The 13,194-nt window shown below is 40.7% G+C and carries 11 protein-coding genes; 8 read left to right on the top strand and 3 right to left on the bottom strand.

The window, feature by feature from the left end:
* Nucleotides 1-66: 66 nt before the first annotated feature.
* The 5 genes from Q4567_RS08640 (at nt 67) to glpG (ending at nt 6,063) form a co-directional block, all read left to right on the top strand.
* Nucleotides 67-2,436, top strand: a complete 2,370-nt coding sequence (locus tag Q4567_RS08640) for a bifunctional diguanylate cyclase/phosphodiesterase (protein WP_303500091.1) — start codon at nt 67-69, stop codon at nt 2,434-2,436.
* Between the two features lie 180 nt (nt 2,437-2,616).
* Complete coding sequence (gene kbl, locus Q4567_RS08635) at nt 2,617-3,813, top strand: glycine C-acetyltransferase (protein ID WP_216049356.1); 1,197 nt, start codon at nt 2,617-2,619, stop codon at nt 3,811-3,813.
* Nucleotides 3,810-4,832 (top strand): L-threonine 3-dehydrogenase, encoded by a 1,023-nt coding sequence (gene tdh / locus Q4567_RS08630; protein ID WP_303500090.1) that lies wholly within the window; start codon nt 3,810-3,812, stop codon nt 4,830-4,832. The genes kbl and tdh overlap by 4 nt, the downstream gene beginning before the upstream one ends.
* A gap of 33 nt (nt 4,833-4,865) precedes the next feature.
* The gene (glpE, locus tag Q4567_RS08625; protein WP_216049354.1) at nt 4,866-5,192 is read left to right on the top strand and encodes a thiosulfate sulfurtransferase GlpE; all 327 of its coding nucleotides are present in this window, start codon (nt 4,866-4,868) and stop codon (nt 5,190-5,192) included.
* 4 nt (nt 5,193-5,196) lie between these two features.
* Nucleotides 5,197-6,063, top strand: coding sequence for a rhomboid family intramembrane serine protease GlpG (gene glpG, locus Q4567_RS08620; protein ID WP_216049353.1), 867 nt, complete (start codon nt 5,197-5,199; stop codon nt 6,061-6,063).
* A 15-nt stretch (nt 6,064-6,078) separates the two neighbouring features.
* Here glpG and Q4567_RS08615 read toward each other — a convergent pair whose 3' ends face one another.
* Nucleotides 6,079-6,483, bottom strand: a complete 405-nt coding sequence (locus Q4567_RS08615) for a flagellar basal body-associated protein FliL (RefSeq protein WP_303500089.1) — start codon at nt 6,481-6,483, stop codon at nt 6,079-6,081.
* Nucleotides 6,484-6,674: 191 nt separating this feature from the next.
* On the opposite strand from Q4567_RS08615, the gene Q4567_RS08610 reads away from it, so the two are divergent.
* Together Q4567_RS08610 and ubiA are read left to right on the top strand one after the other, a co-directional pair.
* Nucleotides 6,675-7,277 carry a chorismate lyase gene (locus tag Q4567_RS08610; protein ID WP_303500088.1) on the top strand — a complete coding sequence of 201 codons (603 nt, stop codon included), beginning with the start codon at nt 6,675-6,677 and terminating at the stop codon, nt 7,275-7,277.
* 2 nt (nt 7,278-7,279) lie between these two features.
* Nucleotides 7,280-8,137, top strand: a complete 858-nt coding sequence (gene ubiA, locus Q4567_RS08605; protein ID WP_216049350.1) for a 4-hydroxybenzoate octaprenyltransferase — start codon at nt 7,280-7,282, stop codon at nt 8,135-8,137.
* A 17-nt stretch (nt 8,138-8,154) separates the two neighbouring features.
* On the opposite strand, the gene Q4567_RS08600 is transcribed toward ubiA, so the two are convergent.
* Nucleotides 8,155-8,418 carry an accessory factor UbiK family protein gene (locus tag Q4567_RS08600; RefSeq protein ID WP_303500087.1) on the bottom strand — a complete coding sequence of 88 codons (264 nt, stop codon included), beginning with the start codon at nt 8,416-8,418 and terminating at the stop codon, nt 8,155-8,157.
* 148 nt (nt 8,419-8,566) lie between these two features.
* Between Q4567_RS08600 and rep the strand changes: the two genes are divergently transcribed.
* Nucleotides 8,567-10,585, top strand: a complete 2,019-nt coding sequence (rep, locus tag Q4567_RS08595) for a DNA helicase Rep (RefSeq protein ID WP_216049348.1) — start codon at nt 8,567-8,569, stop codon at nt 10,583-10,585.
* Here rep and Q4567_RS08590 read toward each other — a convergent pair.
* Nucleotides 10,568-13,189, bottom strand: a complete 2,622-nt coding sequence (locus tag Q4567_RS08590) for an EAL domain-containing protein (RefSeq protein WP_303500086.1) — start codon at nt 13,187-13,189, stop codon at nt 10,568-10,570. The two genes, rep and Q4567_RS08590, sit on opposite strands and share 18 nt — an antisense overlap.
* Nucleotides 13,190-13,194: the final 5 nt, after the last annotated feature.

Raw genomic sequence — 13,194 nt, 5'->3', positions numbered from 1 at the left:
TTTCTTAGCCTTACCAACAAAATGCTCCTACTGTTGCTGGTTTTTTTATTGGTTTTGGGAATATCTATGTCCTTTCTTTGGTTACAAAAAACCAATCAGGACTTCATACTCAAACAACAAGAAATCAAGCATCAAAATCAAAGTCAATATCTGCTATTAAATAAGATATTTGGCGCCCGCATTGAGTCTTGGGTTGAGATGTTGGTTCAGTTACATCAGAACGAGCCTGAACCGATTCAAGCACTAGCTAAAACCTTATCTTCTCGTTTTGAGTTTTTGCAATTGAACATGCAAGTGGAAGAAGGTTGGCTTTTCGATAGCCAAAAAAACCTAATGTATTCCTCTGAATCGGATATACCACCGCATATTCTGAAAAATACGGAGTATGTTTTTGAAAATCAGTCACCTAAAGAAAGCACATTTTGTGTACCTCAGTGTTCACAGATTTTGTCTATTCCTCTGTTTCAGGCAGATGGAAGTGTAGCAGTCATTACATTGAGTCTAAGTCTAATTGATACACTAGCATTTCTTAATCAGTCTACAGATGCCACCCTTGCATTAGTTTATGTGTCTAATAAAACTGAGGCTAAATATGCTCGGGATTTCCGAATAAGAGAACCATTGGCGGTTAAACATTTTGACTTATTTGAACCCTTAATTGATTCGTTTCCGGCAAAGCTAACCATTGATAAACTTACCGTTGAAGGAGCCCAGTTAAATATCAACAATAAACATTATTTTGCTGTGGTTATTCCAATGTCGACTATAAATGCCGATGATGATTATATTTTGGCAGCATACGATATTACGCCAATGATGTTAGCCCACCGGGCTTACCAACAAACTATACTGATCACTGCATCTGTGGTGTTTGTGCTGGCCATGTTGTTATTCTATTTGATTACCAACAGCGTACGTCAGCGCTTAATTGATTTCAGCGAACGCTTGCCGCTGTTAGCGTTGCGGGAGTATCAACAATTTAGACTCCGAAACAGAGTGACTACACATTATTTTAAAGATGAGCTGGACACCCTAAATGCCTCCGCTAATAAACTGGCTGATCGCCTTGAGCAACTTGATAATGAAGTTTTAACCAAAGCCAATGAATTAGAAAAAATGGCTATGTATGACCAGCTAACTAATCTACCCAACCGGAATATGTTGGTGAGTAAAACTAAAGAGGCGGTGGCAAAGTTAGTCGAGAGTGAAAAGTTTGTCGTGTTAATGATGTTCGACTTAGATGACTTTAAAAAAGTAAATGATAGTTATGGGCATACAATTGGTGATGAATTATTAAGAGAGGCTGCAGCTCGTTTCCAAAGTGCATTAGATGAAAATGGCATCGTTTGTCGACTAGGTGGTGATGAATTTGCAATTTTATTGAACAATGTAGAGGATATCAAAAGTGCCATCAAAGTTGCCGAGAAACTTCTGGATCGCTTTAGAGCGCCGATAAACGTGGCGCAATTGCGTTTTTATGTATCAACCAGTGTCGGCTTTGCTCACACATCATCGGCAGAAACTAACGTCAATGAACTGATTCGTTGTGCAGACATTGCTATGTACCACGCGAAGAACGATGGCGGTAACTGTATCAAGCTATATATCGAATCTATGTCGAAAAATGCCATAGATAAAGTAGCCCTAGAAGATGAGGCCCGAATTGCTCTTATAAACGATAATTTTAGTTTTTCCTTACAACCCCAGATAGAGCTAAAAACTGGACGTCTTGTGGGGTTTGAAGCCTTGTTGCGCTGGAATCACCCTGACAGGGGACCTATTTCACCGGGCGATTTCATCCCTATCCTAGAAAACACTGAGTTTATGTTGACCCTTGGATATTGGTGTATTGAAAATGCGTTTAGTTTGCTGCAAACGTTTAAACAACAAGGATATCCCGATTTAAAAATAGCAATCAATTTGGCCGGTATTCAATTTCTTGATCCCGATTTAGTCCCCTATTTAGAGGAAAAAATAAAAAGTTCTGGGTTGAAACCCAGCTTAATCGAATTGGAATTGACCGAGAGAACCTTAGTGTCTGATATCCAGCGTACCAACGAGATTATGCAAAGGTTAATTGATAAAGGCTTCTTAATTTCTATTGATGATTTTGGCACCGGCTATTCTTCCTTAAGTTACTTGAAAACAATGCCCGCGAATTTTATTAAAATAGACCGCGCGTTTATTGACGGTATGTTATCCAATGATGCCGATAGGCAGATAGTGGCGGCGACTGTGTCCATGGTGCAAAACTTAAAAATGAAAGTAATTGCCGAAGGGATAGAAGAACAATTGCAGATTGATTTACTCAAACAGTTTGATTGCAACATGGCGCAAGGTTTCTATATTGCAAAACCTATCCCCGAAGATTTGTTGTTCGAAGAGTTACAAAAGTACTGTAAAAATGGAATTTGGCAATACGGTCAGTCGCATTAATTGCGTGCAAAGATTGCGATTGTGACTGCCATGTCCACTTCGCCTTCTGTGCTAAATTCCGTGTGTAATTAAATCCTTACACCTCAACATGTCCTATAATTAGTGCCAAAGCAGTGGCACAACGTATTACCTAGCGAAAATTTCTTTTAATATAGCGCCATCTAATTCATTGGGGGCAATATGAGTCAATCATTCTACCAACATCTCAATCAGCAAATTGAGCAAGTCAAACAAGATGGCTTGTATAAATCCGAGCGTGTAATTACTTCAGCCCAGAGCGCTGATATAGTTGTTCAAAGCGGTGAACATGTACTTAATTTTTGTGCTAATAATTATTTAGGATTAGCCAATCATGAGGCGTTAATTGCCGCCGCTAAAGACGGTTTAGATGAGCATGGATTTGGTATGGCCTCGGTGCGCTTTATCTGTGGAACCCAAGATATCCATAAGCAGTTAGAGCAAAAAATCAGTGCTTTTTTGGGAATGCAGGACACCATTTTATATCCATCATGTTTTGATGCTAATGGCGGTTTGTTTGAGACTATTATGGGTCCTGAAGATGCCATTATCTCTGATGCTTTGAATCATGCCAGTATTATTGACGGTGTTCGTCTATGTAAAGCCAAGCGATATCGTTATGCGAATAACGACATGCAAGCGTTGGAAGAGCAATTGATTCAAGCCGAAAAAGATGGCGCACGTTTTAAATTAATTGCCACCGATGGCGTTTTCTCGATGGATGGTGTGATAGCCGATTTGCATAGTATTTGCGACTTAGCTGACAAATACGATGCCATGGTAATGGTCGATGATTGTCATGCTACTGGGTTTGTCGGTGAAAACGGACGCGGTAGCCATGAATACAATGATGTTATGGGGCGGGTAGATATCATTACCGGTACTCTTGGTAAAGCGCTTGGCGGTGCATCAGGTGGTTACACATCAGGTAAAAAAGAAGTCGTCGAATGGTTGCGTCAACGCTCTCGACCATATTTGTTTTCTAATTCTGTTGCACCTCCAATTGTTGCTGCGTCATTGAAAGTATTTTCGATGCTGGAGCAAGGGCATGAATTACGCCAGCAACTTAACCGAAATGCTAAACATTTTAGAAGCCGTATGGAAAGTGCCGGTTTTACCTTATCAGGCAAAGACCATGCAATTATTCCGGTGATGTTAGGTGACGCGAAGCTAGCCAGTGAAATGGCTGACAAGATGTTAGAACGAGGCATTTATGTGGTTGGCTTCTCTTTTCCTGTTGTACCAAAAGGGCAAGCGCGAATTCGCACGCAAATGTCTGCCGCTCACTCAATCGAACAGGTTGATCGTGCAATCGATGCTTTTATCGATGTCGGTCGTGAATTGAAGGTGATCTCATGAAATCACTTGCGAAATTATACCCCGAAAAAGGGATATGGATGAACGATGCTCCTGTCCCTGAAGTTGGTCACAATGATCTACTAATTAAAATCAATAAAACCGCAATATGTGGCACAGACATGCATATTTATCAATGGGACGAATGGTCACAAAATACCATTCCTGTGCCGATGATTGTAGGTCATGAATATGTTGGCATAGTGGTTGAAATTGGTCAGGAAGTCAGAGGTTTTAACATAGGGGATCGGGTCTCTGGTGAAGGACACATAACTTGCGGGCACTGTCGAAACTGTCGTGCTGGTAGACGCCACCTGTGTCGCAATACCGAAGGTGTTGGTGTAAATCGCCCAGGGGCTTTTGCTGAGTACCTGGTGATTCCTGCGTTTAATGCATTTAAAATTCCCGACAATATCAGCGATGAGCTAGCGTCGATTTTTGACCCTTTTGGCAATGCAGTTCACACTGCTTTGTCATTTGACTTGGTTGGCGAAGATGTATTGATCACCGGGGCTGGTCCTATTGGTATTATGGCTGCAGCTGTGGCAAAGCATGCTGGTGCTAGGTATGTGGTTATCACCGACATCAACGATTATCGCTTAGATTTGGCTAACAAAATGGGCGCAACTCGCACGGTAAATGTCGCCACTCAAAATTTGCAAGATGTGATGCTTGAATTAGGGATGACCGAAGGCTTTGATGTTGGTTTAGAAATGTCAGGCGTTCCCTCTGCATTACGAGATATGCTGGCTAAAATGAATAATGGTGGTAAAGTTGCCATGTTGGGCATTCCACCTAAAGATGTGGCAATAGACTGGAACCAAGTGATTTTCAAAGGTTTAACCATTAAAGGTGTTTATGGCCGTGAAATGTTTGAAACTTGGTATAAAATGGCTAGTCTCTTGCAGTCAGGATTGAACTTAGATCCTATTATTACCCATCAGTTTTCTATCGACGACTTCCAACAAGGCTTTGATGCTATGGAGTCGGGACAATCTGGTAAAGTGATATTAAATTGGTAGTCGTTAACTAAACAATAGTAAATAGGGGTAGATTTGGAGCAGTTCGAACATATTTCCGTAGAACAAACACAAGCTCTTTTGTTAGACAAAAAAGCGCAACTAGTAGACATTCGAGATGAACAGTCATTTGCGGCTGGTCATATTGAAGGTGCGGTGCATTTAACCAATGGTAGTTTGCAGCAGTTTATGTCAGAAACTGAATTCGAAACCCCGGTTATTGTTTGTTGTTATCATGGTATTAGTAGCCAACAAGCGGCTCAATTTTTGATTCATCAGGGCTTCGAGCAAGTTTATAGCATGGATGGTGGTTTTGAAGCTTGGAAGGCTGCCATGCCTTTCGTCTCTCAGGAAGCAGACTAAAATTGTGAGTAAATCTCTCGAGTTAGTTAGCTTTGGCCATGAAAGTCCTGCAATGTTGTTGGTTACTTACTTAATTAGCCAGAATATCCCAGCTAGTTATGCTTATGCAGAAGGGGACTTAAACCATCAAGTTTTACTTGACGATCCTGCCTGCCTTCAAGAAGCCGCGTTTATTGTTAAGGAATTTGTCGATAACCCGACAGATCCTAAGTATCAGAAACACGCTTGGGAATTAGAGCAACAACTCTTACGTTCTAGACAAAAATCAGTATTCCCCAAACTGCGTTGGAGTATGTTCCAACAAACCCCGTTCATGTGGCTGATAATGGGCATATGTATTCTGGTTTATTTGGGTTCTATCGCGGGTGGCTTCATTTGGGTCAGAGAGAACCTGATGTTATTGCCCTGGTCTTTACTGATTGAAACAGGGGAATGGTGGAGAGCTATTACGCCTGCATTTATTCATTTTGACGAAATGCACATTATTTTTAATCTGCTTTGGTGGTGGTTAGCCGGCAAGGAAATTGAGAAGAAGTTTGGTTCTAGCACCTTACTGTTAGTCTTTTTGATAACTGCAATTATTCCTAATATTGGTCAATTACTGATGTCAGGTCCTGATTTTGGTGGTTTGTCTGGTGTGGTATATGGAATTATTGGTTTTGTGTGGTGGTGCGGCTGGCTGCGTCCACAATGGGGACTCGCATTACCTAACTACATTATTGGTTTTTCGTTAGTCTGGTTGGTCTTAGGGTACATCGATGTATTATGGGTTTCGGTTGCCAATACCGCTCATACTTTAGGCTTGGTATGCGGATGCGCAATTGCTTGGTGCTACGTTTACTTCACTCAAAAAAACCACAGTAAAAACTAACTTACAACAGGCTAGCTATCCGCCTTGCACAATAAATTTAGTGATGATGATGTCTTTTATCATCGGTTTCCCCGTTTCTTTTTCCATTAACTCTCTAAGTCGTTCAAGGCTGCTTCTGCGGAAGTCTTCTCTGCCGGTAAGAGATTTTACTTTGTCTTTTGGTTGTCTGCCGAGTATGTCTATGACTGTCGCTCTTAATAGTGGCGAATGGTGCTCAACAGCTTCAATATAATCCGCATCTTCCAACATTAGCTCTATAGTCGTGCGGACAAAACCTAAATTGTTCGCGTTGGAGCCTAAAAAGTTAGTAACGATATCTGGCTCTAATCCATAATAAGCGAAATTTGATTGGCCGTGGGCGGTTCCAATAAATTGACTTGAAGTAATCGCTAGAAGGAACGCAAAAAGCACAGATTTCATATTGTTATCTCGAATTATTTAAATGCGAATTTTAATGGCTTTATTAAGTGCCAATTCAAATGTCTTTAGTTTAGCAATTGTAGAGAATTAATTTAACCAATTTGCCTATTACAAACTGAAGATTATAATCTTTACACTTTGGCGATAAATCTTATCAACCTATTATCTTCAGTATGTTAGCAGCTATTGGTATGATAGCGTCATATTTTCATGGACTTAGCGCAATTTTGATTCAGCAAACTCAATTTCCCGTTTCAATCCCAGCAAATTGGTTGTCAGCAGACGATCTTACTGTTAGCGATCCCTATCTAAAAAATTGGCTTTTAGATACCGGCTCACTTACTGAACGATTGCAATCACACTGTGCGGATTTTAAGCTTGAATTAATAGGTCAACGGCAGATGCAGCCAGAGCTTGAGGAATTGACCCAACTTCGTTCAGGTTCTCTGTTAGTAAATGACACTCAATGGCAAGTTAGAGAAGTGATTTTATGTGGTAATGGCCAGCCTTGGGTGTTTGCTCGTTCGATTTTGCCGCAACAACTTTGTGAAATGGATTTAGTCGAGTTGGGAAATCAACCATTGGGAAAAATTATCTTCAATGATAGTCGGTTTGTACGCAGTCCATTTCAGCTGTTAAAGTTACCCGATACGCGTCACTTTTCTGATTTGCTAGCAATTTCAGCGCAGCGTCCAGTGTGGGGACGTCGCTCGGTGTTTGATTTTAAGCAACTACAGTTGATGGTCGCAGAGATATTTCTTCCTGATTGTCCAGCTTACTCTAAACAAGGCTAAATATGGGGAATAGTAAAGTTCACGCATTGATCAGATTGGCCCGTATGGATAAGCCAATAGGTAGCTATTTATTGTTGTGGCCGACGGTCTGGGCATTGCTCATCGCTGCCCAAGGCAATCCACCAATACAGATAGTTATTGTTTTTGTTATTGGTGTCTTTGCGATGCGCAGTGCTGGATGTGTTATCAATGATTATGCGGACCGGCATGTGGATGGCAAAGTTGAACGTACTAAATCACGGCCATTAGTCAGTGGAGAAGTATCTGAAAAAGAAGCCTTGTTACTGTTTGCCGGGTTAGTACTTATTTCTCTTTTATTGGTTTTAACCCTCAACTATCAAACAATTCTTTTGTCGTTTGGGGCGTTAGCGTTAGCGATTATCTATCCGTTTATGAAGCGTTTTACCAACCTTCCTCAAGTGGTGTTAGGTGCTGCTTTTAGTTGGTCAATTCCAATGGCTTTCATGGCGATCAACGAACATCTCAATTGGATTGCTTGGTTACTTTTTTTGATAAACGTGATCTGGACTGTGGGTTATGACACTGAATATGCGATGGTCGACCGAGATGATGATCTAAAAATTGGGGTTAAGTCCACAGCCGTGCTATTTGGTCAGGCCGACAAACTTGCTGTGGGTATCACCCAAATAGTCACTTTGCTGTTGCTGGGATTTGTGGCTTACTATTTAAACATGACATGGCCAATGTATATTTCGCTTTTGGCCATGGCAGGATTTTTTGTTTACCAACAGTATCTAATTAAGGATAGAAACAGAGCGAATTGTTTTAAAGCATTTTTAAACAACCATTACGCAGGTATGGGCGTAGCAATTGGAATGCTTTGTCACTATTGGTTATAGTCGTTCGAAAACCGAATTTAGTTAGTCTTTCCAGTTGAAGGACTTGGATTTTCCAACTTATCTAGTCTAACTTCTAAGGCTTCGAGTTTTTCTCGTGTGCGAATCAGCACCTGACTTTGTACATCAAACTCTTCCCTGCTTACGAAGTCTAGGCGGCTCAACTGAGATTGAAGAACCTGTTTTACTTTTGCCTCCGCTCCTTCAGCCATGGTTTTCACACCAGGGGGAATCGAATCAGTTATTTGTTTTGCGATATCTTCCAGTTTTTTCGGATCCAACATGGATAGAGCCTCCAAATAAAAATATGATTGTAACAGACGAATGTTGAACTTACTGCATTTGTAGTAAAAGTCCTGAATTGATATAACGATGCTAGCTATTCGGTCGTTAATTTTTTACAATTCCCGGCCATTTTTTAAAGATACACCCATGAAACTCAACGACGGTCAAAATCAAGCAGTCAAATTTATCTCAGGCCCATGCTTAGTGCTCGCTGGGGCGGGCAGTGGTAAAACTCGGGTAATTACAAATAAAATCGCATACTTGGTTCAACAGTGTGGTATTCCTGCTCGTCAAATTGCCGCGGTAACTTTCACCAATAAAGCCGCCAGAGAAATGAAAGAGCGTGTGGCCCAAACTATGGGCAAAAAAGACGCTCGCGGTCTCAAAGTTTCTACCTTCCATACCATGGGTCTGAATATCATCAAGTCGGAGTTTCGTAGTTTAGGGATCAAACCTGGATTCTCATTATTTGACGACAAAGACACCATGGCCTTGCTAAAAGATCTAACCGAAGACTCTCTTGATGGTGATAAAGAGCAATTGAGCTTGTTGCAGTCGTGTATTTCAAATTGGAAAAATGATCTAATCTTGCCTGAACAGTTGCAAAAGCGTGCATTGTCGCCCGGAGAAGTGGAATTTGCGAAAGTTTATCATGAATATCAAACACATCTTAGAGCCTACAACGCACTAGATTTTGATGATTTAATCTTGATGCCTACCTTGCTTTTACAAAATAATGAAACCGTTCGGCAAAAATGGCAAAACAAAATTAAATACTTGCTGGTTGATGAATACCAAGATACCAATACGAGTCAGTACGAGCTGGTTAGATTGTTAGTTGGGGAACGGGCAAGGTTTACTGTGGTAGGGGACGATGACCAATCCATTTACTCGTGGCGCGGAGCCAGACCGCAAAACTTAGTGCTTTTGCAGCAAGATTTTCCCAGCTTGAAACTAGTAAAACTGGAACAAAACTATCGCTCTTCAGGGCGAATACTTCATAGCGCGAATATTCTCATTCAAAACAACCCTCATGTGTTCGAAAAAAAGTTGTTTTCAGAATTAGGGTACGGTGAGCCGCTTAAAGTGCTGATTGCAAAGAATGAAGAGCATGAAGCAGAGCGGGTTGTTGCTGAACTGCTTGCTCATAAGTTTATGAAGAATACCCAATTTAAAGATTATGCGATTTTGTATCGTGGCAATCATCAATCTCGGTTGTTTGAAAAGATATTGATGAGTAATCGAATCCCTTACAAAATCAATGGCGGAATGTCGTTCTTTGGTCGCACTGAGGTCAAAGACCTGATGGCTTACTTACGACTATTAGTTAATCAAGATGACGACAATGCGCTGCTTAGAGTGATTAACACTCCTACCCGTGGTATTGGCCGTGTTTCCTTGGAAAAGTTAGGTAGCTTTGCCAATCAGTTAGGATGCTCTATTTTTGAGGCCGCGTGTCATCCGCAATTACACAGCGTTTTAAGCGGCAAAGCCCAGCAGAATATCGAGGCCTTTAGTCGCTGGATTGTTGAAGCTTCTGACAACGCCGTTCGTGGTGATGGTATTGCTGCCATTCGGGGCATGATCAAAGCTATGCAGTATGAAGAATGGCTTTACGAGTCTAGCACTAGTCCCAAAGCAGCTGAAATGGCAATGGCAAATATCAGTACGCTTTTCGGTTGGATAAGCGATATGCTCGAAGGCAATGAACTGGACCCACCGATGACCCTGCAAGAGGTTGTTAATCGGTTAATTTTACGAGATATGATGGAACGTAACGAAGACGCAGAGGAGTCAGATCAGGTACAACTTATGACTTTACATGCGTCTAAAGGATTGGAATTTCCTTATGTTTTCATGGTTGGTATGGAAGAAGGACTATTACCGCATCAAAGTAGCATCGATGAAAACAATATCGAAGAAGAGCGACGATTGACTTACGTTGGTATTACTCGAGCACAGAAGGAGTTGTTTTTTACCTTAAGCAAAGAACGTCGTCAATTTGGTGAGGTGATTCAACCTGAACCAAGTCGTTTTCTTTACGAGTTGCCTCAAGATGATATTGTTTGGGAACATAAAAAAGTAAAAGACAGTGCAGAAGTGCGCCAGCAAAAAGGTCAAACTGGAATAGCAAATTTGAGAAACATTCTATCTAGTGGGAAGTGAATCTTGTGCCAAAATCGCCGTCATACTGATGGGTGATTGTATATAATGACCTTGGCCTAAGGTGCAGCCCGCCTCGACTAGTGCATTGTACTGATCTTCATTTTCAATGCCTTCCGCTATCAGTTTAAATGACAACTGACTTGATATGGCTAATACAGAACGAATCAAATTGTAATTGCGTTTTGAGCGAGTTATCGATTTAACGAATTTATGATCAATTTTTACGTAATCAAATGGGTAGCTGTATAAATAACTTAAAGAAGCAAGACCACTTCCAAAGTTATCTAAAACCAAAATTACCCCGGAACGTTTAAGCTTTTTAATGGCTGGTAACATAAACTGGCTGCGATGATTTAGTTCGTTTTCATCAAACTCAAACACTAAATTCGATGGATCAATTTGCGCAGATTTAACCCGTTCAATTATTTGGTTTACTAGGCGACTTTGTGAAAGATGACTAATTGACAAGTTAATTGCTATCTTTTGAGTCGCTTCAGACTCACCTAATGTGCGCCAATGTTGCAAAACCTTAATGGCCTGATCCAGCATAAAGTTATCAATTTCTACGGTCAATCCACTCGATTGGGCTACCTTCCAGAACTGTTCCCGCTTTATTTTACCTATTGTAGGATGAATCCAACGCACAAAAAACTCGTGATAGAGGATCCTATTAGTTTGGAAATTTACAATCGCTTGAACTTGAGAATCAAAATGTTGGTTATTGAGGGTTTTACGAAACTCATTTTCTAATTCGAGTTCTTCCAATAGTTTTTGACGCATACTGGTATCGAATAGGACAAAGCGTCCACGTCCCAGTGCTTTTGCTTGGTACATAGCTGCATCTGCGTCGCGAATCAATTCGTCTGCTGTTTCATATCCTTGTTCAATATTTGCTATTCCAATACTCGCCCCTGAATACATTTCTTTGTTGTCGAATTGAAAGGGAATTGCAAGTGTTTGAATAATCCGATTGGCAACCTCTTCCACATCATTAAAATCGTCGAAGCTATCAAGCAGAATAACAAACTCATCGCCTCCTAGCCGAGCTAATAGGTCGTGGGCACGTATGCATTTACTGATGCGTTTGGCAACTTCAACTAAGAACATATCACCAGCATGGTGACCCAAGCTGTCATTAATTTGCTTGAACCTATCTAAGTCGATAAAAAGCACAGCAAACTGATGTTCAGGGTAACGATTTTTGTTTGCAACAGCTAATTCTAATCGACTGTTAAACATGACTCTATTGGGCAGGTTGGTGAGCGCGTCATGGTGGGCATCGTGGATTAACTTTAATTCTATGTCTTTGCGTTCTTCAATTTGTTTCTTTAAATACAAATTGGTTTGATGTAACTCGTCAGTGCGTTCTCGCACTTTTCGGCTTAACTGCATATTATATTTTTGAATCGACTCTGCAGCTCTTTTACGTTCTATAGCTACCGCAATATGGTGTGAAACGAACTTTAATAGTTCCAAATCTTTAAGGGTGTATTTGCTGTCTTTCCCATAGGTTTGAACTGCAATGACGCCGGAAATAACACCATCCACATACAAAGGAGAGCCTATCCAAGAATTGGTATGCTTTAGCATGTTATCTGCAGTTTTTTGATCTAACTCGTTTTGAGCGGCTAAATCATTAACCCGATCTGGATCGATTAATTCTGCTTTGCCTGAACGCAATACAAATTCGGTGAGTCCATTACTTAACGGCCTTGAATTGACAACATCATTTATTTCATCACTGTAATATGGAAATTCCAGCGAGCTTTGTTTTTCATCAATAATTGCAACATAACAGTTAGGAGCACTCAATAAGCGGGCTAGAATGTCATGCAAACTAGCATAGAAATCAGACATCTCCCCTTCAACAGAAGCTGCTATTTCAGAAATTTCAAAAAGTGCTTGTTGTAAAGATTCAACTTTTTGACGCTCTAATATCTCTTCTTGAAGCTCATCGTTGATTTCGCGTAATTGTTTTGTTCTCTCGCGAATCGTTTGTTCTGTCAGCTCTCGACTTTTAACTCTATCGAGTGCATTAACAATGTGCTGAGATACGAACAGCAATAAATCTAATTCATCTTTAACGTATCGAACCGCTTTGTCGTAGCTTTGAACTACCATAGCGCCGATAACCCGATTGCCGCGCTTGAGAGGCACACCAATTAAATCTACAGGCGTTTTACCAATTGCTTTGAAATTACGTTCTTTGGATTCTTTTTCGAAGTTTTCTTCGGTTAAAACCAAATGTTGGCCGCTTTTGAGAATATAGCCAGCGATACCACCGAGTAAATCTTTCGCGGGAATTTGCTTGATTACGCTTTCATCAAACTGGTCGACGAAATACGGGAACTCCACAAACTCATCATCTTTTTCGTAAAGGGCTACAAAAAAGTTTTGAGCATTCATGAATTGCCCAATGATTTCGTGAATTGCTACATACAGGCGTGAAAGTTCGCTGATAGAACCAGCTAACTCTGAGATGTCAAAAAGCGCTCTTTGGATATGCTCAGAGCGCTTATATTTTTCTGTTAACTGCTGAAGCTGAGGAATTAGTTCTCGCAATTCCTCAACTGTTAACTGTCCTGCATTTAAGTCTTCAGTCAATTAAT

This window comes from Aliiglaciecola sp. 2_MG-2023 (genome assembly GCF_030548145.1).
Lineage (GTDB): Bacteria > Pseudomonadota > Gammaproteobacteria > Enterobacterales > Alteromonadaceae > Aliiglaciecola > Aliiglaciecola lipolytica_A.
This window is presented reverse-complemented; position numbering and strand designations above follow the sequence as displayed.